Source organism: Amycolatopsis sp. NPDC101161 (genome assembly GCF_044768185.1).
Lineage (GTDB): Bacteria > Actinomycetota > Actinomycetes > Mycobacteriales > Pseudonocardiaceae > Amycolatopsis.
On record NZ_JBIWPI010000005.1, the window covers coordinates 916,233 to 939,472 of the forward strand.

Annotated in this window: 27 protein-coding genes; 18 read left to right on the forward strand and 9 right to left on the reverse strand. The window is 72.3% G+C overall.

Annotated features, from left to right (window positions below; genetic code table 11):
- Positions 1 to 70: 70 nt before the first annotated feature.
- Genes ACIRSS_RS37820 through ACIRSS_RS37860 form a run of 9 tightly spaced genes read left to right on the forward strand, consistent with a single transcriptional unit; the run spans position 71 to position 9,300 of the window.
- Complete coding sequence (locus ACIRSS_RS37820) at positions 71 to 1,396, forward strand: SidA/IucD/PvdA family monooxygenase (protein WP_400903768.1); 1,326 nt, start codon at positions 71 to 73, stop codon at positions 1,394 to 1,396.
- Positions 1,393 to 1,764 (forward strand): cupin domain-containing protein, encoded by a 372-nt coding sequence (locus tag ACIRSS_RS37825; protein WP_400903770.1) that lies wholly within the window; start codon positions 1,393 to 1,395, stop codon positions 1,762 to 1,764. Before ACIRSS_RS37820 ends, ACIRSS_RS37825 begins: the two co-directional genes overlap by 4 nt.
- A complete protein-coding gene (locus tag ACIRSS_RS37830; protein ID WP_400903773.1) occupies positions 1,761 to 3,293 on the forward strand; it encodes a class I tRNA ligase family protein in 1,533 nt (510 codons plus the stop codon). The genes ACIRSS_RS37825 and ACIRSS_RS37830 overlap by 4 nt, the downstream gene beginning before the upstream one ends.
- Positions 3,290 to 4,699: an NAD(P)/FAD-dependent oxidoreductase gene (locus ACIRSS_RS37835; protein ID WP_400903774.1), complete on the forward strand. Its 1,410-nt coding sequence runs from the start codon at positions 3,290 to 3,292 to the stop codon at positions 4,697 to 4,699. The genes ACIRSS_RS37830 and ACIRSS_RS37835 overlap by 4 nt, the downstream gene beginning before the upstream one ends.
- Positions 4,696 to 5,994 carry an ATP-grasp domain-containing protein gene (locus ACIRSS_RS37840; protein ID WP_400903776.1) on the forward strand — a complete coding sequence of 433 codons (1,299 nt, stop codon included), beginning with the start codon at positions 4,696 to 4,698 and terminating at the stop codon, positions 5,992 to 5,994. The genes ACIRSS_RS37835 and ACIRSS_RS37840 overlap by 4 nt, the downstream gene beginning before the upstream one ends.
- Positions 5,991 to 6,332, forward strand: coding sequence for a hypothetical protein (locus ACIRSS_RS37845; protein WP_400903777.1), 342 nt, complete (start codon positions 5,991 to 5,993; stop codon positions 6,330 to 6,332). The genes ACIRSS_RS37840 and ACIRSS_RS37845 overlap by 4 nt, the downstream gene beginning before the upstream one ends.
- On the forward strand, positions 6,329 to 7,675 hold the full coding sequence (locus ACIRSS_RS37850) for an FAD-binding oxidoreductase (RefSeq protein WP_400903779.1): 1,347 nt from the start codon (positions 6,329 to 6,331) through the stop codon (positions 7,673 to 7,675). Before ACIRSS_RS37845 ends, ACIRSS_RS37850 begins: the two co-directional genes overlap by 4 nt.
- Positions 7,675 to 8,193 carry a flavin reductase family protein gene (locus ACIRSS_RS37855; protein WP_400903781.1) on the forward strand — a complete coding sequence of 173 codons (519 nt, stop codon included), beginning with the start codon at positions 7,675 to 7,677 and terminating at the stop codon, positions 8,191 to 8,193. The genes ACIRSS_RS37850 and ACIRSS_RS37855 overlap by 1 nt, the downstream gene beginning before the upstream one ends.
- 57 nt (positions 8,194 to 8,250) lie before the next feature.
- On the forward strand, positions 8,251 to 9,300 hold the full coding sequence (locus ACIRSS_RS37860; protein ID WP_400903782.1) for a radical SAM protein: 1,050 nt from the start codon (positions 8,251 to 8,253) through the stop codon (positions 9,298 to 9,300).
- Here ACIRSS_RS37860 and ACIRSS_RS37865 read toward each other — a convergent pair whose 3' ends face one another.
- A complete protein-coding gene (locus ACIRSS_RS37865; RefSeq protein WP_400903783.1) occupies positions 9,301 to 9,732 on the reverse strand; it encodes a MerR family transcriptional regulator in 432 nt (143 codons plus the stop codon).
- A gap of 24 nt (positions 9,733 to 9,756) precedes the next feature.
- Between ACIRSS_RS37865 and ACIRSS_RS37870 the strand changes: the two genes are divergently transcribed.
- Complete coding sequence (locus ACIRSS_RS37870) at positions 9,757 to 11,163, forward strand: DHA2 family efflux MFS transporter permease subunit (RefSeq protein ID WP_400903784.1); 1,407 nt, start codon at positions 9,757 to 9,759, stop codon at positions 11,161 to 11,163.
- Here the strand turns inward: ACIRSS_RS37870 and ACIRSS_RS37875 are convergent.
- Positions 11,138 to 11,422 carry a MoaD/ThiS family protein gene (locus ACIRSS_RS37875; protein WP_400903786.1) on the reverse strand — a complete coding sequence of 95 codons (285 nt, stop codon included), beginning with the start codon at positions 11,420 to 11,422 and terminating at the stop codon, positions 11,138 to 11,140. The genes ACIRSS_RS37870 and ACIRSS_RS37875 overlap by 26 nt on opposite strands.
- 2 nt (positions 11,423 to 11,424) lie before the next feature.
- Positions 11,425 to 12,507: a WD40/YVTN/BNR-like repeat-containing protein gene (locus ACIRSS_RS37880; protein WP_400903787.1), complete on the reverse strand. Its 1,083-nt coding sequence runs from the start codon at positions 12,505 to 12,507 to the stop codon at positions 11,425 to 11,427.
- Between the two features lie 165 nt (positions 12,508 to 12,672).
- On the opposite strand from ACIRSS_RS37880, the gene ACIRSS_RS37885 reads away from it, so the two are divergent.
- The 5 genes from ACIRSS_RS37885 (at position 12,673) to ACIRSS_RS37905 (ending at position 16,677) form a co-directional block, all read left to right on the forward strand.
- Complete coding sequence (locus ACIRSS_RS37885) at positions 12,673 to 13,044, forward strand: YciI family protein (RefSeq protein WP_400903788.1); 372 nt, start codon at positions 12,673 to 12,675, stop codon at positions 13,042 to 13,044.
- Between the two features lie 51 nt (positions 13,045 to 13,095).
- Positions 13,096 to 13,920 (forward strand): NAD(P)H-binding protein, encoded by an 825-nt coding sequence (locus ACIRSS_RS37890; protein WP_400903790.1) that lies wholly within the window; start codon positions 13,096 to 13,098, stop codon positions 13,918 to 13,920.
- A gap of 84 nt (positions 13,921 to 14,004) precedes the next feature.
- A complete protein-coding gene (locus ACIRSS_RS37895) occupies positions 14,005 to 14,886 on the forward strand; it encodes a M48 family metalloprotease (RefSeq protein ID WP_400903792.1) in 882 nt (293 codons plus the stop codon).
- A 133-nt stretch (positions 14,887 to 15,019) separates the two neighbouring features.
- Positions 15,020 to 15,370, forward strand: a complete 351-nt coding sequence (locus ACIRSS_RS37900; RefSeq protein ID WP_400903794.1) for a YciI family protein — start codon at positions 15,020 to 15,022, stop codon at positions 15,368 to 15,370.
- An 83-nt stretch (positions 15,371 to 15,453) separates the two neighbouring features.
- Positions 15,454 to 16,677, forward strand: a complete 1,224-nt coding sequence (locus ACIRSS_RS37905) for an RNA polymerase sigma factor (RefSeq protein ID WP_400904045.1) — start codon at positions 15,454 to 15,456, stop codon at positions 16,675 to 16,677.
- Between the two features lie 22 nt (positions 16,678 to 16,699).
- Here the strand turns inward: ACIRSS_RS37905 and ACIRSS_RS37910 are convergent, their stop codons facing one another.
- From ACIRSS_RS37910 to ACIRSS_RS37925, 4 genes are all read right to left on the reverse strand, one after another.
- Positions 16,700 to 17,638 carry a DUF4231 domain-containing protein gene (locus ACIRSS_RS37910; RefSeq protein ID WP_400903795.1) on the reverse strand — a complete coding sequence of 313 codons (939 nt, stop codon included), beginning with the start codon at positions 17,636 to 17,638 and terminating at the stop codon, positions 16,700 to 16,702.
- 32 nt (positions 17,639 to 17,670) lie between these two features.
- The gene (locus ACIRSS_RS37915; protein WP_400903797.1) at positions 17,671 to 18,144 is read right to left on the reverse strand and encodes a cell division protein SepF; all 474 of its coding nucleotides are present in this window, start codon (positions 18,142 to 18,144) and stop codon (positions 17,671 to 17,673) included.
- 134 nt (positions 18,145 to 18,278) lie between these two features.
- Positions 18,279 to 18,896 (reverse strand): enoyl-CoA hydratase/isomerase family protein, encoded by a 618-nt coding sequence (locus tag ACIRSS_RS37920; protein WP_400903799.1) that lies wholly within the window; start codon positions 18,894 to 18,896, stop codon positions 18,279 to 18,281.
- A complete protein-coding gene (locus ACIRSS_RS37925; RefSeq protein WP_400903801.1) occupies positions 18,893 to 19,486 on the reverse strand; it encodes a TetR/AcrR family transcriptional regulator in 594 nt (197 codons plus the stop codon). The genes ACIRSS_RS37920 and ACIRSS_RS37925 overlap by 4 nt, the downstream gene beginning before the upstream one ends.
- A 53-nt stretch (positions 19,487 to 19,539) precedes the next feature.
- Here ACIRSS_RS37925 and ACIRSS_RS37930 point away from each other — a divergent pair, with 53 nt between their 5' ends.
- Entirely contained in the window at positions 19,540 to 19,893 is a 354-nt protein-coding gene (locus ACIRSS_RS37930) for an arsenate reductase family protein (RefSeq protein WP_400903802.1), read from the forward strand.
- On the opposite strand, the gene ACIRSS_RS37935 is transcribed toward ACIRSS_RS37930, so the two are convergent.
- The gene (locus tag ACIRSS_RS37935) at positions 19,890 to 21,101 is read right to left on the reverse strand and encodes a threonine synthase (protein ID WP_400903804.1); all 1,212 of its coding nucleotides are present in this window, start codon (positions 21,099 to 21,101) and stop codon (positions 19,890 to 19,892) included. The two genes, ACIRSS_RS37930 and ACIRSS_RS37935, sit on opposite strands and share 4 nt — an antisense overlap.
- 11 nt (positions 21,102 to 21,112) lie before the next feature.
- Complete coding sequence (locus ACIRSS_RS37940) at positions 21,113 to 21,604, reverse strand: EXPERA domain-containing protein (protein ID WP_400903806.1); 492 nt, start codon at positions 21,602 to 21,604, stop codon at positions 21,113 to 21,115.
- 30 nt (positions 21,605 to 21,634) lie between these two features.
- Here ACIRSS_RS37940 and ACIRSS_RS37945 point away from each other — a divergent pair, with 30 nt between their 5' ends.
- Positions 21,635 to 22,429 (forward strand): DUF1295 domain-containing protein, encoded by a 795-nt coding sequence (locus tag ACIRSS_RS37945; protein ID WP_400903807.1) that lies wholly within the window; start codon positions 21,635 to 21,637, stop codon positions 22,427 to 22,429.
- Positions 22,426 to 23,238: a carbon-nitrogen hydrolase family protein gene (locus ACIRSS_RS37950; RefSeq protein WP_400903808.1), complete on the forward strand. Its 813-nt coding sequence runs from the start codon at positions 22,426 to 22,428 to the stop codon at positions 23,236 to 23,238. Before ACIRSS_RS37945 ends, ACIRSS_RS37950 begins: the two co-directional genes overlap by 4 nt.
- Positions 23,239 to 23,240: the final 2 nt, after the last annotated feature.

The window sequence follows — 23,240 nt, forward strand, 5'->3', positions numbered from 1 at the left end:
TGAGAAACAGTGTTCTAACCCTGTTTCTCACTCACGACCGGCCGCACGTCGATCCGGAAAGAAGACAGACATGACCGTCCACGAAGTGGATGTCCTGATGATCGGGGCCGGCCCGGCGAACCTCGCGCTGGCCGTCGCCCTCGAGGAGTGCGGCCGGTCCGGCGTGGCCGGCGGCGCGATGATCCTCGAACAGCACGAAGACGTGAAGTGGCAGCGGAACCTGATGCTGCCGTGGGCGCGCAGCCAGGTGTCCTATGTGAAGGACCTGGTGACCTTGCGCAACCCGCGCAGCCGCTTCTCCTTCCTGAACTTCATGCACGAGCGCGGCGAGCTCGACGAGTTCGTCAACCTCGGCACCTTCAACCCGTTCCGCTGGCAGATCTCGGCCTACCTGCAGTGGGTCGCCGACTCGCTGGAGCGGGTGCAGGTCCGCTACAACGCCCGTGCCGTGCGGGTCCTGCCGATCCACTCGGAGTCGGGCCAGGTCCTCGGGTTCACCGTCCCGCTGTCCGACGGCGACACGATCCTCTGCCGCGACCTGGTCGTCGGCGGCGGCCGCGACGCCCACGTGCCCGAGGTGTTCCGCGGGCTGCCGGCCGAGCGGGTCGTGCACAGCACCGAGTTCAGCACCCGCGTCGCCGAGGCGGTCGGGCTGGCCCGCCCGGGCAAGCCGCTGCGGCCGGTCGTGGTCGGCGGCGCCCAGAGCGCGGCCGAGATGTTCATGGCCCTGCACCAGGAGGCGCCGGGTTCGTCCCCGACGCTGCTGCTGCGCGCGATCGCCCTCAAGGACTACCAGACCAGCAAGTTCGTCAACGAGCTGTTCTTCCCATCCTTTGTGGACGAGTTCTTCACGATGTCCGAAGTGGCGCGGGAGCGGGTGCTCGCGGAGATGCACCTGACCAACTACGGCGGCCTGGCCGCGCCGTTCCTCGAAGAGCTGTACACCATGATCTACAAGCAAAAGATGCTCGGGAAGCCGGTTTCGACGGTCCGCGGCTCCGCTGACGTCGTCGGCGCCCGGGCCGAGGGTGACGAGATCGTCCTCGACGTCCGCGACCTCAAGCACGACACCGTCGAGCGGATCCGCTGCGACGCGGTGTTCCTCGGCACGGGCTTCGACCCGCGGATGCCGGCGATGGTCCGCGGCCTGGCCGACGCGATCGGCCTCGACGCGATCTCCGTCAACCGGCAGTACCGCGCCGACCTCGGCGCCGGCGCCCACGGCGCGTTGTACCTGCAGGGCGTCAACGAGGCGACGCACGGCATCTCCGACTCGCTGATCAGCGTGCTGGCCCAGCGTTCGGCCGAGATCGCCGGCGACATCGTCGAACGGCGCGGCACCGGCCCCGACGAGGACCGCCGCCGTTCCGGCGAGTCCGTGGTGGTGGCGGTATGATCGACGTCCGCCCCCTCGACCGCGCCAATCTCGAACGCGCGTACGGGCTCGACTCCCAGCGGCTGCTGCCCTGGCCGGAGCTCAACGCCCCGTTCGAAGGCGCCTGGTGCGTCCTGCGCCCGCACACCACGTCCACCGCGCACTCCCACCACGAGTACGAGATCTTCATCGCGCTCTCCGGCGTCGCCACGCTGGTCGTCGACGGCGTGCGGCACCCGTTCTCCGCCGGCGACATCGTCCGGCTGCCGCCCGGCTCGACGCACTGCGTCACCAACGAAGGCGACAAGGACTTCGAGTACTACGGCGTCTGGTGGGACACCGGGATGGCCGCGCAGTTCACCGCCCGGCACGAAGCAGGCGTGTCATGAGCGCCCGGACGGTCGTCATCTCGCCCGCCCCGACGGCGAACGGCGACCTGCACCTCGGGCACATCGCCGGCCCGTTCCTGGCCGCCGACGTGCACGCCCGCTACGCCCGGTCGCAGGGCCGGGAAGTGTTGCTGGGCACGGGGTTCCAGGACACGTCGACGTTCGTGGTGACGACCGCTTTCCGCCGGGGCGTCACCCCGGAGGAGCTGGTGGCCACGTCGGCGGCGCAGATCGCCGCCAGCCTGGAGGCGATGGGCATCAGCGTCGACGGCTACACCGGCGACGACGACCGGTTCACCAAGTGGGTCGTCGACTTCGTCGGCCGGCTGTACTCGGCGGGCAAGCTGGAACTGCGCACGATGAAGTTCCCGTACTCGCCGCGCTCGGGGCAGTTCCTCGTGGACGGCTTCGCGTCCGGCAGCTGCCCGGAGTGCCTGGCCGACTGCTGCGCGGGGCTCTGCGAGAGCTGCGGGCAGCTGGTCGCCGCGGGCGACCTGCTGGACGTCCGGTCCACTTTGGACCCGGCGGATCCGGTGGAGCTGCGCGAAGCCGACGTGCTCGTGCTGCCGGTCGAGCGGTACCGGGCCGGGCTGCGGGCGCACTTCGCGGCGCACGCGTCCGGGATGCGCCCGCACATGGCGCAGGCGATGGCGGCGATGCTGGCGCGGCCGCTGCCGGACTTCCCGGTGACGTACCCGACGTCGTGGGGCATCGAGGTGCCGTTCCCGGAGGTCGCCGGGCAGCGCGTCAACCCGAACGCGGAGCCGATGGCGTGGAGCATGCACGCCACGGCGTTGTCCGCGGGCTCGGCGGCGGGGTCTTCGGAAGACGAGCTGTGGCTGGCCGGCGCGGGTTCGGAGGTCGTGTACTTCCTCGGGTTCGACAACATCTACCCGTTCGCGATCGCGGGGCCGGCGATGCTGCTGGCGCTGGACGGCCGCTACGACCTGCCGGCGCGGTACCTGACCAACGAGTTCTACGAGCTGGACCACCGCAAGTTCTCGACCAGCCGCGGGCACGTGGTGTGGAGCCGCGAGCTGGCGGCCGAGGTGCCGCGCGACCTGATCCGCTTCCACCTGGCGGCGACGAGCCCGGAGCACCAGCGGACGAGCTTCAGCCGCGACGCGCTGGTGCGGGTGACGTCCACGCGGCTCGTCGAGCCGTGGAACCGGGTGGCGGACAAGGTCAACCGGTGGGTCGGGCTCGGCCCGCTGCCGGTGTCGCCCCGGTCCCGGCGGGCGGCGTCGCGGATGGCGTCGCGGTTCGCCGAGTCGTACGAGCTGGACGGGTTCAGCTTGAACCGCGCGGCGGAGACGATCACCGAGCAGCTGGCCCGACTGGACGCGCGCCCGGTGACGGGAGCGGACGCGGGCGACTTCTGCTTCGAGGTCGACCGGTTGGTTCGTGGAGCGGCGCCGATCCTGGTGGATCTGGCGGAGCGGGCGCTGGGCGAGGACGCGGGGGTGGACGCGGAGTCGTTCACCCCGGCGGCGCTGCCGCGGCTGAGAGAAGCGGAGGCCGGACGATGACCGCCGCGACGCGGGAGGAGGAAATGGCGGGCGTGGCCGCGCCTGCCACCGGCACCGCTCCGGCCGCGCCCGGCGCGGTTCCGGCTGCCCGGCCGGAGCAGGAGCGAGCGATGGGTAGCCCCGGGGTCGCCCTGGCCGGCGCCGCTCCCCGCGCGGCCAGCGCGGGCCGGGGTGACCTGGGCCGGGCCCGGGCGAGCGTCGCCGCGCCGATCGCCGGCCTCACCGCCGGCGCCGGTCAAGCGTCGCCCGGCGCCGAGGTCCTGCTGGGCGCGGGTCACTCCGCGCCCAGCCTCGGTGCCGCGTCCCGCGCCGGGCGGACTCCGCGGACCCGGCGGGGAAACCTCCGCGTCGTGGTCGTCGGGGCCGGGATCACCGGTCTGCTCACCGCCATCCGGAGCGTCCTCGCCGGGCACCGCGTCGTCCTCCTCGAACGGGGGCCCATTCCGCACCCCGGCGCCACCTCCTTCGACCAGCACCGGGCGCTGCGGGCGCTGGTCGTCGGGGATCGCGTCGCCACGCGGAAGGCCGCCGAGCTGCACCGGCGGTGGCGGGAACTCGACGCCCTGCTCTGCGACCACCTGCCCGGGGCCGGCCTCTACCGGCGCGTCGGCGTCCTGCAGGCGCTGCCGCCCGGGCAGGTGCCCGCCGCCGTCGGCACCGCGAGCGCCGCCGGGGTGCCGATCCGGATCGTGCACCCCTCCGCCTACCCGCTCCTCGGGTTTCCGCGGGGGAGCGGTGCGGTGTTCGAACCGCACGCCGGGACGCTGCTCGCCGACCGCGTCCTGCACGCGGCCGCGCGCTGGCTGCGCCACCACCCGGACGCCGAGCTGCGGCCCGGCCGGGAGGCCGTCGCCATCGACCCGGACCAGGCGAAGGTCCACCTGGCCGACGGCACCTCCGTGCCCGGTGACGTCGTGCTCGTCGCCACCGGGCCGTGGACCGGCGCGCTCGTCGACCGGCCGGTCGCGCTGCACCGCCAGACCATGGTCTACCTGCGTCCGCCCGCCGCGCTGGCCCACGCCTGGGCGGCGACGCCCACCGCGGGCGGCCTCGGCGCCGACGGGCGGGCGTGGCTGCTGCCCTCGGTCGCGGGGACCCTGCTCAAGGTGAGCACCGACGCCGTCCGGCGCGAGGTGACCACCCTGGCCGGCCCCGACGACGACGCGGGCTGGGCGGCGCGCGTCCTCGCCGCCGGCGTCGTGTCCGATGTGGACGGTTACGACGTCGTGCGCGTCAAGCACTGCCACTACGCCACCGCCGATGGCGGCGACACCGGCTTCGTCCGCGTCGGCCCCGCCGTGTGGGCCCGGCCGGCCAGCGGCCCCGACGGCTTCCGCACCGCCCCGCTCGCCGCGGACGCGGTCGTCGCCGCTCTCGCTTCTCCGACCCGAAGGGATCTTCGATGACCACGACCCCGGGCGCGCTGCTCGTCATCGGCAGCGGCCTCAAGCTCTACCGCGAATACCTCGTCAAGTCCGTCGCCGAACGGGCCCGCGAAGCCGGCCTGCGGCTCGTCCTGATCAACAACCTCAAGCCCACCTGGCAGCACGAGTACTTCGACGACATCACCGTGGTCAACGTCTTCGACCACGCACTGCTCGCCGAAACCGCCCGCGAGCTGGCCGAGAACTACACCGTGGCCGGCGTGCTCTGCTGGGACGAGCCGCTGGTCATGCCCGCCGCCGAGCTGGCCGCCGAGTTCGGCGTGCCGGGCCTGAGCATCCCCGGCGTGCACGGCTGCCGCGACAAGCACAGCTGCCGCGTCCGGCTCACCGCCGCCGGCCTGCCGCAGCCCGGCTTCCACCTCGCCGTCGACCTCGACGACGCCCGCGCGGCGGTCACCCGCATCGGCTTCCCGGTGGTCGTCAAGCCCCGCGCGCTCGGCGCCAGCATGGGCGTCTCCCTCGCCCGGGACGCGGCCGAGTTCGACGCCGCCTACCGCGTCGCCCACGAGGCCAGCCTCGTCGGCGACGAGCCCTACCGCGGCGGCGCGATCATCGAAGGCTTCGCCGACGGCCCGGAGATCAGCATCGACGGCGCCGTCCACAAGGGCGAGTACCTGCCGATGTTCATCGCCCGCAAGAGCACCGGCATGCCACCGTTCTTCGAGGAGACGGGCCACGTCGTCGACGCGGGCGACCCGCTGCTGCAGGACGAAGAGCTGCTGCGCGTCCTGGCCGACGCCCACCGCGTGCTCGGCATCGAGAACGGCATCACCCACACCGAGGTCCGGCTGACCGACCGTGGTCCGGTGATCATCGAGGTCAACGGCCGGCTCGGCGGCGACCTGATCCCGTTCCTCGGCAAGACGGCCACCGGCATCGACCCGGGCAGCGTGCTGTTCGACGTCGCCACCGGCCAGCGCCCGGACGTCACGCCGACGCGCGCCAGCGTCGCGGGCATCCGCTTCGGCTACCCGGACCACGACTGCGTCGTGCACTCGGTCGAGGTGCCGTGGGACGCTCCCGGCCTGGTCACGGCGTCGCCGATGGTCGAGCCGGGCACCACGCTGCGGCTGCCGCCCGGCGGCTACATCGCGCGCCACTCGTTCGTCGTGTGCGAGGCGAAGGACGCCGAAACGTGCCGGCAGCGGCTGGCGCACGCGGCGTCGTTCGTCGAGGTCGAGGCCGTCGAGATCGAGCCGCCGCCCGTCGGCACCACGCTGGCGATGCCGGCCGGGCTCCTGGACGTGGACGAATGAGCATCCACTACGACGGCCGCCGGTTCCGCGCGCTGGGCGGCGGCGACGGCACGTACGCGGAGTACCGCCAGCAGGGCGACCTGGTCTGGGCCGAGTTCGAAGGCGGGCACGTCCTGCGCGGCACGGTGACCGGCACCTGCGACGCCGCCGGCGTCCTGCGGCTCGCCTACACGATGGTGCTGCGCGGCGGCGAGGTGATCGCCGGGCACAGCACCAACACCCCGCAGTGGCACGGCGGCACGCTCGTGCTGCGCGAAGTCTGGGAGCGCTACGGCGAACACGCGGCCACCGGCGTCTCCTACCTCGAAGAGGTCTCGCTGGAGATGAGCGCGTCATGACCAGCTGGGACGCCCTGCGCGGCCTGGGCGAGCTCCGGTTCCCCGGCGACCCCGGCTTCGCGGCCGTGGCGCCGGTGAACCGGCGGTTCGCCGCCACCCGCCCGGCGGCGGTGCTCGCCGTCTCCCACGCCGGGGACGTCGCCCGGGCGATCGACTGGGCCCGCACCGAGTCGGTGCCGCTCGCGGTGCGGGGCGGCGGGCACAGCTACGCGGGCCACTCGACGGGGCCCGGCCTGGTGCTCGACCTGCGGCGGCTGTCCGGCATCCGCGTCAACCGCGGCACCGGGCTGGTCACCGTCGGCGGCGCGACGCCGATGAAGGCGCTGTACGCGGGGTTGCGGCCGTGGGACCTGACGTTCCCGCTCGGCAACTCCGACACCGTCGGCATCGGCGGCCTGACCCTCGGCGGCGGCGTCACGACGATCTCCCGCGCGCACGGCCTCACGTGCGACGCGCTGGTCTCGACCGACGTCGTCCTCGCGTCCGGCGAGGTCGTCACGGCGTCCGCCACCGAGAACCCGGACCTGTTCTGGGCGTGCCGCGGCGGCGGGGGCGGCCATTTCGGCGTCAACACGAGCTTCACGTTCCAGGCGCGTCCGGCCCCGGCGGGCTCGACGTGCGTGGTGCTCTGGGCGTGGCCGCACGCGGTCGAGGTCCTGGCCGCGATGCAGGAGATCATGCTGGCCGCGCCGGCGGAGTTCTCGGCGCGGATCGGCATCGCGCGTTCGGCGGGTGACGACGGCGTCGTCTCCGTGGTCGGCCACCACCTCGGCCCGGCGTCGGAACTGCGTGAGCTGCTGGCGCCCGCTCTCGCCGTCGCGGCTCCGGACCGCGCCGACATCGAGGACCGCGATTTCTGGGACGCGGCAAGCTTCCTGCACCACAGCAGCGACGGTGGAGCGTTCGCCGTCCGCACGCGGTGCACGCCGCACGCGCTCGCCGACGCGGGGCTGGAGGCGCTCGTCCGGGCCGTCGAGAAGTGGCCGGGCAGCGGCAACCCCGACGGCGCCGGGGCCGCGTTGTTCGCCTGGGGCGGGGAAATCTCCCGCGTACCCGTCGCGGACACCGCGTTCCCGCACCGGGACACGAAGTTCCTGCTGAGCCTGGACACGTCGTGGACCGAGCGGGACGCTCCCGGCGTCGTCGCGGCGAACCTGGACTGGCTGCACGCGCTGCACGCGGAGACGGGCGAGTTCGCGCCGGACGCCTCCTACGTCAACTTCACCGATCCGGACCTCGAAGACTGGCGCGGCGCCTACTACGGGCCGAACGCCGCCCGGCTCGCCGAGGTCAAGCGCCAGTACGACCCCGGCCGGTTCTTCGAGTCCCCGCAGGAGTTGTGATGGCTCCCGATCTCCGTGGTGCGATGCGCACCTTCGCGACGGGCGTGTGCGTCGCCACGACGTACCGCGACACCCCCGGCGGCCGGCGGCACGACGCCGTCACCGTCAACTCCCTCGGGTCGATTTCCCTGGACCCGCCGCTGGTTTCGCTGGCGTTCCGGCGCGAATCCGCGTTCCTCGAGGACCTCCTGGCGACCGGCCGCTGGGTGGTGTCGATCCTGCCGGCGGACGCGCGCGACGTCGCCCGCCGGTTCGCCGGCCCGCGCGCTACCCGAGTCGTCGCCGGCTTGGAGGCGAAACCGGGGGAGCGCACGGGCGCGCTCGTGCTCGACGGCGCGAGCTGGCTGGAGTGCGCGCTGGCCGAGAAGTTCGACCTGGGCGACCACACCCTGGTCGTCGGCGAGGTGCTGGCGACGGGCCACGACCGGCACGCGCCGGCGCTGGTGTTCGTGCACGGCGACTACCACTCGGTCACCGATCCGAGGCAGGGGCCGGGGCTCTGGGGTGAGGCGCTCTGACGGGTCGTGTCCGAATCTGGCTAGCCCGGGCCGCGGCGGCTCGGGCATGCTCGGCCGGTGAACGAAGACGTGCTGCGCTGGAGCGGCCAGCGCACGGACCGGGTCGACGAGGGGACGCTGCCGGGCCTGGCCCGGTTGACGGGGTTCGTGCGCAGCGTCCGGACGCCGGAGTTCCGCGGCGTGACGTTCCACGAGGTGCTGGCGAAGAGCGCGTTGAACCACGTCCCGGCCGACGCGCGGATGCTGCCGGACGAGTACACGATCAACCCTTATCGAGGGTGCACGCACGCTTGTCAGTATTGCTTCGCGCGTCCGACGCACACGCGCCTCGGCTTGAACGTCGCCGGCGACTTCGACAACGAGGTGATCGTCAAGACGAACATCGTCGAGGTGCTGCGGGGCGAGCTGGCGCGCAAGCGAAAGCTGCCGCCGAGGGTGGCATTCGGCACGAACACGGACGTGTACCAGCGCGCGGAGGGCCGCTACGAGCTGATGCCGGGGATCATCGGTGCGCTGTCCGGGCACCGGGTGCCGTTCTCGATCTTGACGAAGGGGCCGTTGATCCGCCGGGATCTGCCGTTGCTGGTGCGGGCGTCCCAGGTGACGACGGTGCATTTGGGTGTGTCGCTGTCGATGCTGGACGAGGAGCTGCAGCAGTCGGTGGAGTTCGGCACGGCGACGACATCGGCCCGCTTGGCGACGGTCCGGGCGATCCGCGACGCGGGGCTGGAGTGCACGGTGTTCCTGTCGCCGATCCTGCCGCACTTGTCGGATTCCGTTGCCCAGCTGGAGTCTTTGGTGTCGGCGGTCGCCGCGGCGGGGGCGACGGACGTGCTGTACCACCCGCTGTATTTGTCGTCCGGGGTCAAGGAGGTGTTCTTCACCTGGCTGCGGCAGGCGTACCCGTCGTTGGTGGACTCGTACGTGAGGCTGTATTCATCGGGTTCGGAGACGGGGTACCGGCACGAGATCGGGGCGAGGATCCGGCCGTTGATCGCGAAGTACGGGCTTCCCGAGCCGAGCAAGGCGATCGAGGACAAGTTCGCGCTGAACGGCCGCCGCGGCCAGCCACCGGCGCCGGAACCCACCCAGGCGACGCTCTTCTGACTACTTGGTGCCGCCCGGCGCCCAGAGGCCGTCGGCGTCTCCCGCTTCCAGCCGTCCCCGGTACACGCCGATCTTCCGGTCGATCAGCTTCAAGTTCTCCTCCAGCTCCGCCAACCGCTCCAGCACGTCCGCCCGATGCGACTCCAGCAACGCCAGCCGCTCCGCCTCGTTGCCCCGACCCGCGGAAACCAACTCCGCGTACCGGCGGATCAACTTGATCGGCATCCCCGTCGCCCGGAGCTTGGTGCAGATCTTGATCCAGTCCAGGTCCAGCTTCCGGTACCGGCGGCGCCCGCCGGAGGTTCGGTCCACCTGCGTGACCACCAGGCCCGCCCGTTCGTAGTAGCGCAGCGTGTGCGCGCTCACCCCCGTGCGGCGGGCCGCTTCGGCGATGGTCAGTCCGGCCTCGGGGATCGGTTTGACTTCGAGCACGCTCTAAATCCTAGCGTCGAACCCATGAACGTTCCGGCTTCGCGCCATCCCGCGCTCGTGCTGGCCATCTGCTGCGCCAGCATCGTCGTCGCGGTGATGGACATCTCCATCGTCACCGTCGCCCTGCCGTCGATCCGCCGCGACCTCGGCGCGTCCGTCTCCGGCCTGCAGTGGACGGTCGACGCCTACACGCTCGTGCTCGCCGGGTTCCTCGTGCTCGCCGGGTCCACCGCCGACCGGTTCGGTCGCAAACGCGTCTTCCTCACCGGCCTCACCGTCTTCGGCCTCGGCTCCCTGCTCTGCAGCGTCGCCCCCGGCATCGGCTGGCTGATCGCCGCCCGCGCCGTCCAGGCCGTCGGCGGCACCATGCTCAACCCCGTCGCGCTCGCCATCGTCGCCACCGTCTACCCCGTGCCCGCCGAACGCGCCCGCGCGATCGGCGTGTTCGGGTCGATGTCCGGCCTGGCGCTCGCGCTCGGGCCGATCCTCGGCGGCGCGCTCGTCGAAGGGCTGGGCTGGCGAGCCGTCTTCTGGGTCAACGTCCCGATCGTCGCCGTCGCCATCGCGGCCACCCTCAAATTCGTCCCCGAATCCCGGGCGGCCCGCGCACGCCGGTTCGACCCGGTCGGCCAAGTGCTCGTGGTCCTCGCGCTCGGCAGCGTCGTCGCGGCCATCATCGAGGCCCGCGCGCTGGGCTGGACGTCGCCGGTGATCCTCGGCCTGCTCGCCCTCGCCGCGCTCGCCGTGGCCGCGCTCCTGCGCCACGAGCCGCGCCGCGCCGACCCGCTGCTCGAACTGCGCCTCTTCCGCAGCGTGGCGTTCAGCGGCGCGATCGTCACGGCGCTGTTCGCGCTCTGCGGGTTCGGCGTCTTCCTCTTCGTCACCACGCAGTACCTGCAGGACACCCGCGGCCTGACGGCGCTGACAGCCGGGCTCTGCCTGCTGCCCGTCGGGGTCCTGGTGCTGGTCCTGTCCCCGCGGACGGGCCGGCTGGTCGGCTCCCGCGGCCCGCGGCTGCCGCTGGTCGTCGCCGGGACCGCGCTCGCCCTCGGCGGCGTGACGGCGGTGTGGCTCGGCCCGGCCACCCCGCTGCCCCTCGTCCTGACGGTCTACCTGCTGTTCGGCGTCTTCCTCGGCACGGTCAACCCGCCGATCACCAACACCGCCATCTCCGGGATGCCGGGCTCGATGGCCGGGGTGGCCGGGTCCCTGGCCTCGGCCGGCCGCCAGACCGGCACGACCCTCGGCGTCGCGCTCGCCGGGACGGTCGGCGCGGGGCCCGGCGTGTGGTGGCTGGTCGCCGCCCTCGGCGCCGGTGTGTTCGTCCTCGCCCTCGTCAGCACCGGCGAGCGGGCGGCCGCCACCGGCCGGCGCGCCGCGGCGCTGTTCGCCGAGGTGGAAGGAGTCAGCCTCCCGCGACCGACGGGATGATCTGCACCTCGCCTCGGTCGCGCAACGCCGTCGACGGGCCGTCGAGCCGGCGGCACTCCTCGCCGTCGACGTAGAAGTTGACGTACCGGCGCAGGCCCGCCTGCTCGTCGCGCAGCCGCCGTTCCAGCGCCGGGTACCGCTGCGCGAGCTCGTCGAGCAGCGCCCCGAGCGTGGCCGCCTCGCCGAGCTCGACCTCCAGCCGGGACTCGCCGCCGGTCTTCGCCCGCAGCGGCCCGGGCACCAGCACCGTGATCCGCACGGTCACACCGTCGCGGCGCGGACGCTCAGCACGTCCGGCAGGTGCGAGACGACCAGCTGCCAGCTGTCACCGTCGTCGCGGCTCGCGTAGACGTCGCCGGTCCGGGACCCGAAGTAGATCCCGGCCGGGTCGGCGTCGTCGGCGCACATCGCGTCGCGCATCACCCCGGCCCAGTACCCGTCCGGCAGGCCCGATCCCACGGCCTCCCACGACTTCCCGGCGTCCTCGCTGCGGTACACCCGGCACCGGCCCTCGGGCGGGAACCGCATGACGTCGGCGGTCAGCGGGAACGTGTAGATCACCTCGGGCCGGTGCGGGTGGACGACCATCGGGAAGCCGAAGTCGCTGGGCAGGCCGTCGGCGATGGACTGCCAGCTCGCCCCGCCGTCGTCGCTGCGGTAGACGCCGTGGTGCACCTGCGCGAACAGCCGCTCCGGCGCGCTCGGGTGCATCGCGACCTTGTGCACGCAGTGGCCGTACTCGGGGTAGGGGTCGGGTACGTGCACCGCCTTGATGCCCGTGTTGCTCGCCCGCCAGGACGCGCCGCCGTCCTCGGTGCGGTAGACGCCGCCGGTCGACATCGCCACGGTGACGCGGCCGGGCTCGACCGGGTCCGGGAGCACCGTGTGGATGGCCTTGCCGCCCCCGCCGGGCGTCCAGTGCTCGCGGTGCGGGTGGTCCCACAGGCCGCGGACCAGCTCGTAGGTGCGCCCGCCGTCGTCCGAGCGGAACAGCGCGGACGGCTCGGTGCCGGCGTAGACGACGTCCGGCTCGCTCGGCGGCCCGGGCACAAGCTGCCAGGCCCGGACGAGGGATTCGGCGGTGTCGGGCGGGAACGCGATGGGGGCGTGGTCGGGCTCGTCCCAGGTCGCGCCCAGGTCGTCGCTGGTGGCGACGCTCGGCCCGAAGTGCTCGCTGGTGACCCCGGCGAGCAGCCGCGGCGTCGAGCGGCGCGTGTCGATGCCAACGGCGTACACCTCGGTCATCGGGTGGTGCGGCCCGGTCACCTCCCAGCCGGCCCGGTCGTCCGTCCCGGTCGCCAGCCACAGTCCTTTGCGCGTCCCGATCGCGAGCACGACAGCCATCTGGCACCTTCCCCTCAGCGTGACCGGAGTCACAGTACTCTGCCGGAAAAATCCCCGGGGGAAAATGTCGAGCGCCACGCGCGGCCGATCGACGCGGGGGTGAAGGCCGGTCAGCGAGCCCGGGACGACCCGGGCCCCGGCCGACGAGAACCAGGAGCACCGACCATGCGTTTCCTCATGATGCACCGGATCGACGAGAACGACCCGGCCGCCTGGAACCCGACTCCGGAGTTCATGCAGAAGATGGGCGGGTTCATCCAGGAGGCGGCCGAGAAGGGCACCCTGATCACCGCGGAAGGCGTGCACCAGACCGACAAGGGCGCCCTGGTCCGCAAGCCGCGCGGCGCGGCGATCCGCGTCACCGACGGGCCCTTCGCCGAAGCCAAGGAGGTCATCGGCGGGTTCGCGCTGATCAACGCCGCCGACCGCGCGGAGGCGGTCGAGTTCGCCAAGCGGTACGTGGACCTGTTCGACCTCGAGATCGAGGTGGAGGTCCGCCAGGTCGTCGAGTTCGACGACCTCCCGGCGCAGGACTGACGGTCGCCGGTGGCGCTAGGCTGGCCGGGAACCGTCTCTGGGGGTGGAGCGATGTTCCTGGTCACCGGCGCCACCGGCAACGTCGGCGCGGAAGTGGTCGCGGCACTGGCGAAAGCCGGCGAACCGGTCCGGGCGCTGGTGCGCCGGCCGGACGCCGTTCTCCCGCACGGCGCCGAGGCCGTCGTCGGCGATCTGAACGATCCCGCGAGTCTCGAAGAGGCGCTGAAAGGCATCGACGGGGTCTTTCTGCTGCCCGGCTACCAGGACATGCCCGGCATGCTGGCGCGGGCGCGCGACGCGGGCGTCCGCCGGATCGTGCTGCTGTCCGGCGGCTCGGCCGCGCTCGAAAACCTGGACAACGCGGTGTCGGCGTACATGACGCTGGCCGAACGCGCCGTGCGGGACTCGGGCCTGGACTGGACGTTCCTGCGCCCACGCGCGTTCTCGGCGAACGCGCTGCGCTGGCTGCCGCAGCTGCGCGCCGGCGACACGGTTCGCGCGCAGTTCCCGCACGTCGCGGCCGCGTGCGTCGACCCGGCGGACATCGCGGCGGTCGCGGCGATCGCCCTCGCGGGCGGCCACGAAGGGCGGATCCACGAGCTGACCGGGCCGGCGGCGCTGCGGCCCGCCGACCAGGTCGCGGTGCTGGCCGAGGTGCTCGGCCGGGACCTGCAGTTCGTCGGCCTGTCCGACGCCGAGACGCGTGCCGAACTCGAAGCGAGCATGCCGCACGAGTACGTCGAAGCGTTCTGGGACTTCTACGTCGGCGGAACGCTCGACGAGGCGACCGTGTACCCGACGGTGGCCGAGGTGACGGGCCGGCCCGCGAGGACGTTCGCCGACTGGGCCGAGGCGCACGCGGACGCGTTTTCCTGACAGCTCCCGGACAGTTCCGGTAGGCCGTTGTGCTCCGCCGGGAGCCACGCCAAGGTGGACCCGGCGTCGGCCGGGAGGGGGAGCGTGAGCGAACGGGAGCGGGCGCGGGCGGATCTTTCCGCGGTCCTCGGGGTGGTGCTCGCCGTTCCCGTGGTGGCCAGCAGCCTGCTGGTGCTGGGCCTGCTCGGCAAGCTGGTCTGGCCGCCGTACTTCTGGGTGCTCCCGGCCGGCTGGGCGCTGGCCGGCGCGATCACGTTCGTCCCGCTCTACGAGCACCTCGTGCTGTCCGTGCTGCTCAAGATGCGCGAGCCCAGCCAACGCGAGCTGACCTGGCTGACGCCGTGCTGGGCGGCGGTGTGCGACGCGGCCGGCGTCGACGGCGGCCGGTACCGCTTGTGGGTGGAGCCGTCGCACGAACTGAACGCCTTCGCGGCCGGCGGCCGGACCGTCGCGGTGACCCGGGCCGCGCTCGACCTGCCGCGCCCGGGCCTGGAAGCGATCCTCGCCCACGAGCTGGGCCACCACCTGTCCGGGCACACGCGCGCGACCCTGCTGGTGCACTGGCTCGAGCTGCCGGCGCGGGTGCTGGCCCGCCTGGTCCGGCTGATCGCGTGGATCGTGCCGCACGTCGGCCGCGCGTTCCGCTCCTTCGGCCGGGCGGTCGAGGTGCTGGTCACCGTGCTGCTCGGCCTGGGCGTCCTCACCGCGCTCGCGTTCCTCGACCCGTGGCTGCTGCTGACGCCGCTGCTCGGCCCGGTGCTCGCCTGGTCGAAGCGGCTCGGCGAGTACCGGGCCGACCGGATGGCCGCGCGGCTGGGGTACGGCCGGGAGCTGGCGCTGCTGCTCAAGGCGTGGAACCTGCGCGACCGCGGCGACGAGCGGCGGCTGTGGTCCCGGCTGATGGCCGGGCACCCCAGCCACATCGACCGGGTCAAGCGGCTGAAGGACCTCGGCGTCAGGTTGTGAGCGCGCCGGGCCACCTCGGGGCTGCCGTTCGTGACGCGGGCCGGTTTCAGCGAAAATCTTCGGCGAGGGTGTCCAAGGGACGGTCCGCCGTTCGTAGTTCCCCCGTACGGCAACCGAGCCACTGGAGGATCCCGTGAAGTACCTGATGCTGATCAACGCCTCGCTCGACGCGGAAGGCGAGGTCGTCGGCGGCTGCACGCCCGAGGGCTGGGAAGTGTTCTACAAGGAAATCAAGGAGGCGGGGGTCCACCTGCACGGGAGCCCGCTCGCCGACTTCACGACCGCCGCCACGGTCCGGGTCGACGACCGCGGGGAGCGGGTGATCACCGACGGGCCGTTCGCCGAGGCCCGGGAGGTGCTCGGCGGCTACTTCGTCGTCGACGTCCCGGACCTCGACGTCGCGCTCGACTGGGCGGCGCGCTGCCCAGGCTCGCGCGACGGGGGGTCGATCGTCGTCCGGCCGCTCGCGGACTACGAAGGCTGACGGCGGTGGGGCGAGCGGAGGCGTCGCATGAGGCTTCCGGGGGTTCCGGGTGGCGGAGCCCCCGGCCCGGGGCGGAGCCCCGGCTGACACTGGCGGCCGTTTTCCGGGAGGAGCGCGGGCTGTTGCTCGCCGCGCTCGTGCGCCGGTTCGGTGACCTCGACCTGGCCGAAGAGGTGACGTCGGAGGCGATCGAGGCCGCGCTGGTGCGCTGGCCCGCCGAGGGCGTCCCGCCGAAGCCGGGTGCCTGGCTGATGACGACGGCGCGGCGCAAGGCTGTCGACCGGCTGCGCCGCGACCAGGCCTACGCGGCCCGGCTCGCGGTGCTGCAGGTCGAGGCCGACCGCGCGGCGCCCGCCCCGCCGTCCGACGGCGGCCTGCCGGACGAGCGGCTCCAGCTGTTCTTCACGTGCGCCCACCCGGCGTTGCCGGCGGAGGACCGGACGGCGCTGACGCTGCGGTGCCTGGCCGGCCTGACGACCCCGGAGGTGGCGCGCGCGTTCCTGGTGCCCAGCGCGACGATGGGCAAGCGGATCGTGCGGGCGAAGAACCGGATCCGCGCGGCCCGGATCCCGTTCCGGGTGCCGTCCGCGGACGAGCTGCCCGGGCGCCTGCCGGGCGTGCTCCAGGTCGTCTATTCGATCTTCACGGAGGGGTACGCGGCGAGTTCGGGCCCGGACCTGCAGCGGCTCGACCTGGCGGAGGAAGCGATCCGGCTGGCCCGGATCCTGCGCCGGCTGCTGCCGGCCGAGCGCGAGGTGGCGGGCCTGCTGGCGCTGATGCTGCTGATCCACGCCCGCCGCGACGCGCGCACGGGCCCGGACGGCGCCCTGGTCCTGCTGGACGACCAGGACCGCACCCGCTGGGACCGGGCGCTGATCGCGGAGGGCACGGCGCTGGTCGAGATCGCGCTGACGGGCGGACCCCCGGGGCTGTACGGAGTCCAGGCGGCGATCGCGGCCCTGCACGACGAGGCCGCGGACGTGGCGGGCACGGACTGGCCCCAGATCGTGGGGCTGTACGACGTGCTGCGCGGGCTGGCGCCGTCACCGGTGGTGGAGCTGAACCGAGCGGTGGCGGTGGCGATGAGAGACGGCCCGGCGGCGGGTCTGTCCCTTTTGGACGCGTTGGCGGAGGAGCCGCGCTTGCGGGGGTACAGCCCGTACCCGGCGGCCCGCGCCGACCTGTTGACGCGCCTGGGCCGCCACACCGAAGCGGCGGCCGCGTACGAGGAGGCCCTGGCCTTGGCGGGCACGGAACCCGAGCGCGCCCACCTGCGCCGCCGGCTCGCGGAGTGCGCAAAGCCGTGAACCGTCGCGGCGGCGAGGTTCGCTAAAGCTCGCCGGCGTTCCGGGTCTCCGGCGGCTGCTCGAGGTTCTGCTGGCGTTTCCGCTGTTCCGACTTGAGGCGGTGGACCTCTTCGACGAACTCCTTGAGCGCGATTTCCTCGGTGTCGCAGTACTTGTACCTGCCGACACCGACTTCGAACGCTTCCCACTCGTGCTCGATCGCGTCGGCGGTCTGCTGGAGGTAGAAGCTGCGCTCCTTGTACTTGTAGTACCCCATGAAACCGCTGGCGATACCGACCGCCAGCGTCACCCCGAGGACGATCCAGCGGAGGGGGCCGCCGCCCGACGAAACGCCCGACGCCGCCGTGGCGCCGATCGAACCGATGATGAGAACGCCTTGGAGGACGTTGTTGACGTTGCGGTACTTCTTGCTGTCGCCGCGGAGCCGCTCGATCTCGGTGTAAGCCTCGTCCTTGTAGATGAGCCGTCTCGTCCGCTGGTCGAACACGCCCTCGGTGACCTGCAGTTTCCGGGCGTCGCGTTTGGTCGCGATGAGGAGCTCGATCTCGCCCTCGGTTCGCCGCCGTCCGCCCCGTTTCCCCTCGCCTGTGCCGGTGATCTTCGGTCCGCCGCCGGGGTTGCGCGAGAGGTTGAACGCGGCCACGCAGCACGCGATGGCGATGAGCAGCCCGGGAACACCGATGGCGACCAGTGCGGAACGCGAGAGCCAGGGAAGCCAGAACAGCGTGTACAACACCAGGAGCAGGACGGGACCGAAACCGTAGGAAAGGACGGCGAGCCGTCGCCGGCGCCTGGCCACGACCGCCCAGTGCTCGTACTCCCGGATTTCGGCGTTCAGGCCCAGCAGTTTCGCGTTCGCGGCGAGTGCTGCCTCCCGTTGCTCCTGGGTCGGTTCGGCTGCTTCGGTCCGCGTCGCCACTTCTCGGTTCAGCGCGCCGCCCTGGCCTCGGGCATCGGCCATTGCTGTCGATCCTTTCGGGTCCGGGACCTGCGTCAGCCGGCTTGGGGAGTCAGGACGAGGACGGTGCTCGACAGCTGCTGCACGAGGCTTCGCGCGGCGCGGGTGAACCCGCTGCAGTAGTCGATGAGCCGCGCGGCCGTCTCCGGGGTGGTGCCGGCCAGGTCGAGCACGACCACTCGCCCGGCCAGCAGGTTCTCGGCGATCTCTCGGGCGGCTTCGCGATAGCTCGCCGGATTGATGCGCACCGCCTGCTGGAGGTGAACGGCGGCGCTCGGCGGCCGGCTGCCGCTGGTGGAAGCCAGCCATTCCGAGTCCTCGAGGGCCGCGTCCAACGAGGACGTCCCGTCCTGCCCGACCCAGGAAACGTCCGAGCGAAGAACGGGCCGGTCATCGGGTCGTCGTGTGCTGTCCCTGAGGAAACGGGCGGCGATCAGCAACGCGAGCAAAGCCGACAGCGGCCAAACCAGGACCTGGACGTAGTCCAGCACGACGTTCCCCTCCAGCACGCGATCATCCTAGGGGCTGTGTGGAGGGCGATGGTCGTCATCGGGAAGATTCCCGCCCCGCCGCCGGGCGACCACCCGGAACTGTCGGTGGCCCCCGGTAAGCTGGAAACCGGGGGCCGGAGGCCAAACCGCCGTCAGGCCGCCGCGCGCAACGCCGCCACCGCGGGGGCGAACATCGTCGCCTTGATCGCGCCCAGCGTGCCGCGGTCCTTGCCCGCCAATGCCGCGACCCGCTCGGAAGCCACCTTCACGACCTCGTCCTCGGCCGCGATCTCGTCCACCAAGCCCACTGCCAAAGCATCCGCCCCGCCGAACCGCCGCCCGGTCGTCATCGACGCGATCGCCGCCGCCGGCGTCAGCTTCCCCTGGATCAACGCCGCCATCCCCGGCGTGAACGGGATGTTGATGTCCGCCTCCGGGAAGCAGAAGAACCCCCGGTCCGCGCGCATCACGCGGAAGTCGTGCGCCATCGCCAGCATCGCGCCCGCGCCGAACGCGTGGCCGTTGACCGCCGCCACCGTCGGGACCGGCAGCGTCAGCACCCGCGCGAGCAGCTCCTGCACGTCCGCGACGTACTCCGCTGCCTTGTCGCCGTTCGCCGTCAGCCACTCCAGGTCGAGGCCGTTCGAGTAGAACTTGCCGCCGCCGGTGGTCACCAGCACGTCGTCCACATCGTCCAAAGTGGAATGGACGCGCTGCAGCCACTCCGGCGAGAAGCGGTTTTCGTCGTCGCCCAGGTGAAGCACGGTCACGGTGTGTCCTTCTCTCGTGGGGGCACGGTCAGCACGGCCCGCACCGCGGCGGCCAGCCTCTCCCGCACCAGGGGGTCGGTGATGTCGCGCCGGAAGAACGCGGTCGGCAGGTCGACGACGCACGTCGTGATCACCTCGACGGCCAGTCCGTCGCCGCGGTCCCACACCAGCCGTGCGAGCCGCACGAGCAGCCCGACCAGCCGTTTGTCCACCGCGTGCAGGGCTTCCGCCAGCTCGTCGGGCAGGTCGGGCCCGAACAGCCGGTCGCCGCGCACCTTCAGCAGCATCCGCGCCCCGTCGGGACGCCGGGTGGCGAACACCGCGGGTGTGTCGGCCGCCGCGACGACGGCCTCGACCGGCGAGGAAGCCGCGTCCACCATCGACGTCTGCAGGTCGAGGAACTCGGTCGCCGCGCGCAGCCAGACCCGCGCCAGCAGGGCGTTCAGCGACCCGAACGCGTGGTAGATCGTCCCGTTCGGGACCCCCGCGGCCGCGGCCAAGCCACGCACGGTGACGTCCGCCGAGGAGGCGACGAGCCGCTCGGCGACGTCGAGCAGCGCGTCTAGGTCGTGCACACGGGGGCGGGGCATGCCGTGACCGTAACAGAACACGTGCTCCAAAACCAGGGCGGTAAGCTGCCGCCGTGGAGATCTGGGTCAACCCGGCGTGCGCGAAGTGCCGGTCCGCCGTGTCGCTGTTGGACGAAGCCGGCGCGCAGTACACCGTGCGCCGCTACCTCGACGACCCGCCGACCGCGGCGGAGCTCGAAGCCGTGCTCGGCCGCCTCGGCCTCGAGCCGTGGGACATCACCCGCACCGCCGAACCGATCGCGAAGGAACTCGGCCTCAAGACGTGGGGCCGCATCGACGCGGACCGGCCGAAGTGGATCGAAGCGCTCGCCGCGCACCCGAAGCTGATCCAGCGCCCGATCATCACGGCCGACGACGGCACCACCGTCGTCGCCCGCGACCCCGAAACGGTCCGCTCGGTCCTTTAAGGAATCACGCCGTCCTTCGCGAGCAACGGGACGTCGAGCGGCACCGTCTCCGGGTACTTGATCCCGGCGCCGGTGTTCAGCACGACGACGTCTTCGTCACCGCCCAGCCAGCCGGACTCGCGCAGGTGGCGAAGCGCGGCGAAACACGCGCCACCTTCCGGGCAGACGAACGTTCCCTCGAAAGTCGTCAGTTCCCGTTGCGCCGCAAGCAGTTCCTCGTCCGTGACGGCGACCGCGGTGCCGTCGGTCGCGTACACCGCGTCGAGCACCAGGAAGTCGCCCAGCGCCTTCGGCACGGTGATGCCGAAGGCGACGGTCCGCGCGTCGGGGAACGGTTCGCTCTCGCGGGCGCCCCGCTCGAACGCCGAAACGATCGGCGCGCACCCGGTGGCCTGCACGGCGACCAGCCGCGGCAACGCCCCGGAAACCCAGCCCAGCTCACGCATTTCCAGCAGTGCCTTGTAGATCCCGATGATCCCGACCCCGCCGCCGGTGGGGTAGAGGATGACGTCGGGCAGCCGCCAGCCGAACTGCTCTGCGATCTCGTACCCCATCGTCTTCTTGCCCTCGATGCGGTACGGCTCCTTCAACGTCGAGACGTCCTGGACGCCGTCGCGCCGCCCGACCGCCGCCGCGACGAGCTTTCCCGCGTCGCCGATCAGACCGTCCACCCGGTACAGCTCGGCCCCCGCGGCGACGCACTCGCGCATGGTGATCGCGGGCGCGTCGTCGGGCATCGCGATCAGGCTCGTCAGGCCCGCGCGGGCCGCGTACAACGCCCACGCGGCGCCCGCGTTGCCGTTGGTCGGCATCGCGATCCCGCCGACCCCCAGCTCGGCCGCCCGCGAGACGCCGACCGCGGCGCCCCGGGCCTTGAACGTGCCGGTCGGGACCAGGCCCTCGTCCTTCATCCACAGCCGCGAAAGCCCCAGCTCACGGCCGTAGCGCGGCAGGCGCAGCAACGGCGTCATGCCCTCGCCGAGGCTGACGACGTGCTCGGGCGCGCGCACCGGCAGCACCTCGTGGTAGCGCCACAGCGTCGGCTCGCGGCCGGCGATCTCCTTCGGCGTCACAGCTTCGCGGACGCCGTCGAGGTCGTACCGCGCGAGCAGCGGCGCGCCGGCCGGCGACAGGCCCTGGACGACGTCGGCGTCGACGCTTTCCCCCGTCCGGGAGCAGTCGAGGTGGCTGAGGAACGAGTACGGCACGGCGCCTCCGGTCAGAACGGGCGGGTGAACGGCAGTGGCTTGCGCATCCGGACGAGCAGCAGCAGCGGCACCAGGACGTAGGGCAGGTTGAACGCGAGGAACTTCGCCGGGTTGCCGGTACGGGTGGCCGGGTCGCCGAAGAACTCGACGCCGAACACGACGACCCCGGTCAGCGTGACGATCATCGTCGCGTAGATCACCGACGGCAGCTGGATCCAGTTCCGGCCGGTCAGCAGCGCGAAGACGAGCACGACGTAGAACGGCATGTACACGAACGCCGAGAGCCCGGTGACGATCCGCATCCAGTCCGGCGGGTGCATGAACAGCGGGTCGGCGTCGTGGGCGTACCAGTAGTTCGAATTGACGAAGAAGTTGTCCGACGGCTTCGAGAAGTCGACACCGACGGTCGGCAGCAGGTCGCTGATCAGCGACGTCACCGTGAAGGCCGAGAACAGCACCGCGAAGAAGACGTCGATCTTCCGGTCCCGCAGCGGCAGGTTCATGGAGGTGATCCTAGGTCCTATTGTGAGGGGATGGACGCGCTGCGGGTGTGCCTGTACGTCTTCGCCGGGGTGACGCTCGGCACGTGGCTGATGTCGGTGCTGACCAGGGAGTACTCCTGGGTGGACCGGATCTGGTCGATCGTCCCGGTCGGGTACGTGGCGATCTTCGCGGGCGCCGCCGGCTTCGCCGACGCGCGGCTGGACGTCATGTTCGCGCTGGTGACCCTGTGGGGGATCCGGCTGACGTTCAACTTCGCCCGGAAGGGTGGTTACGCCCGTGGTGGCGAGGACTACCGGTGGGCGGTGCTGCGCGAGCGGATGGCGCCGTGGCAGTTCCAGGTGTTCAACTTCTTCTTCATCTCGCTGTACCAGAACGCGATCCTGCTGCTGATCACGCTGCCCGCGTACGCGGCGCTGGAGCACCAGGGCTCGTTCGGTCTCTGGGACGTCGTGGTGGCGGTGGTCTTCGCGGCGTTCCTGGCCGGCGAGACGCTCGCCGACCAGCAGCAGTGGGAGTTCCACCGCGAGAAGCACGCGGGCCGCGCGTCGACGCGGTTCCGCCAGACGGGGCTGTTCCGCTACTCGCGGCACCCGAACTTCTTCTTCGAGCAGGCCCAGTGGTGGATGATCGCGGCGTTCGGCGTCGTCGCCGCGGGTCTGCAGTGGACGGTCGTGGGCGCGGTCCTGCTGACGCTGTTGTTCGTCGGGTCGACGAAGTTCACCGAGAGCATCACGCTGGGCCGTTACCCGGAGTACGCCGACTACCAGCGCCGGGTTTCGGCGGTGGTCCCGTGGTGGCCGCGTCGCGAACCCGCCCGCTCATGACGGTCGTCGCCGCCCTGCAGATCGGGACGGGAGTCCCGGTTTCGCGAATTCTGGCGTTCGAGGACGAGATCCGCGGCGCGTCGCTGGTGGTGCTGCCGGAGGCGGTCCTCGGCGGGTACCCGCGCGGAGGCCCGTTCCCGGAGTACTTCCGCGCTGCGGTGACGGTGCCGGGCCCGGAGATTTCCGAGCTGGCCGCCCTCGCGGCGCGGACGGGGGCGTCTCTGGTCGTCGGCGTCATCGAGCGCGCCGGCTCGACGTTGTACAGCACGGCGGTGTTCCTCGACCCGCACCTCGGGCTGGTGGCGAAGCACCGCAAGCTGGTCCCGACGGAACGCGAGAGGCTGGTCTGGGGCCGCGGCGACGGGTCGACGCTCCCGGCGGTCCCGACGGCGGCGGGCCTGGCGGGAGCGGCGATCTGCTGGGAGAACCACATGCCGCTGTTCCGCGCGGCGATGTACGCGAAGGGCGTCCAGATTTGGTGCGCCCCGACGGCGGACGACCGCGAAGTCTGGCAGGCATCGATGCGCCACATCGCCGACGAGGGCCGGTGTTTCGTGGTGTCGGCGTGCCCGTACGAGAGCGAGGGCGACGACCCGTTCCGCGGCGGGAGCGTGATCGTGGGTCCCCTGGGCGACGTGTTGGCCGGCCCGTTGCATGGCGCTGAGGGCGTGCTCAAGGCGGAGATCGACCTGGAGGAGATCGTCGCGGCGAGGAAGAGCCTGGACGTGTCGGGGCACTACGCGCGGCCTGACGTGTTCGCGCTGACGGTGGACGAGCGCCCGCGGGACGGCGTCACCTTCCTGCGGTGACG

Bases quoted from the DNA above. Each gene is read 5' to 3' on its own strand.
- ACIRSS_RS37820 (WP_400903768.1), top strand. From the start codon at position 71: ATGACCGTCCACGAAGTGGATGTCCTGATGATCGGGGCCGGCCCGGCG.
- ACIRSS_RS37850 (WP_400903779.1), top strand. From the start codon at position 6,329: ATGACCAGCTGGGACGCCCTGCGCGGCCTGGGCGAGCTCCGGTTCCCC.
- ACIRSS_RS37940 (WP_400903806.1), bottom strand. From the start codon at position 21,604: ATGAACCTGCCGCTGCGGGACCGGAAGATCGACGTCTTCTTCGCGGTG.
- ACIRSS_RS37945 (WP_400903807.1), top strand. From the start codon at position 21,635: ATGGACGCGCTGCGGGTGTGCCTGTACGTCTTCGCCGGGGTGACGCTC.
- ACIRSS_RS37890 (WP_400903790.1), top strand. From the start codon at position 13,096: ATGTTCCTGGTCACCGGCGCCACCGGCAACGTCGGCGCGGAAGTGGTC.
- ACIRSS_RS37855 (WP_400903781.1), top strand. From the start codon at position 7,675: ATGGCTCCCGATCTCCGTGGTGCGATGCGCACCTTCGCGACGGGCGTG.
- ACIRSS_RS37840 (WP_400903776.1), top strand. From the start codon at position 4,696: ATGACCACGACCCCGGGCGCGCTGCTCGTCATCGGCAGCGGCCTCAAG.
- ACIRSS_RS37885 (WP_400903788.1), top strand. From the start codon at position 12,673: ATGCGTTTCCTCATGATGCACCGGATCGACGAGAACGACCCGGCCGCC.
- ACIRSS_RS37845 (WP_400903777.1), top strand. From the start codon at position 5,991: ATGAGCATCCACTACGACGGCCGCCGGTTCCGCGCGCTGGGCGGCGGC.
- ACIRSS_RS37950 (WP_400903808.1), top strand. From the start codon at position 22,426: ATGACGGTCGTCGCCGCCCTGCAGATCGGGACGGGAGTCCCGGTTTCG.
- ACIRSS_RS37835 (WP_400903774.1), top strand. From the start codon at position 3,290: ATGACCGCCGCGACGCGGGAGGAGGAAATGGCGGGCGTGGCCGCGCCT.
- ACIRSS_RS37880 (WP_400903787.1), bottom strand. From the start codon at position 12,507: ATGGCTGTCGTGCTCGCGATCGGGACGCGCAAAGGACTGTGGCTGGCG.
- ACIRSS_RS37830 (WP_400903773.1), top strand. From the start codon at position 1,761: ATGAGCGCCCGGACGGTCGTCATCTCGCCCGCCCCGACGGCGAACGGC.
- ACIRSS_RS37925 (WP_400903801.1), bottom strand. From the start codon at position 19,486: ATGCCCCGCCCCCGTGTGCACGACCTAGACGCGCTGCTCGACGTCGCC.
- ACIRSS_RS37825 (WP_400903770.1), top strand. From the start codon at position 1,393: ATGATCGACGTCCGCCCCCTCGACCGCGCCAATCTCGAACGCGCGTAC.
- ACIRSS_RS37870 (WP_400903784.1), top strand. From the start codon at position 9,757: ATGAACGTTCCGGCTTCGCGCCATCCCGCGCTCGTGCTGGCCATCTGC.
- ACIRSS_RS37910 (WP_400903795.1), bottom strand. From the start codon at position 17,638: ATGGCCGATGCCCGAGGCCAGGGCGGCGCGCTGAACCGAGAAGTGGCG.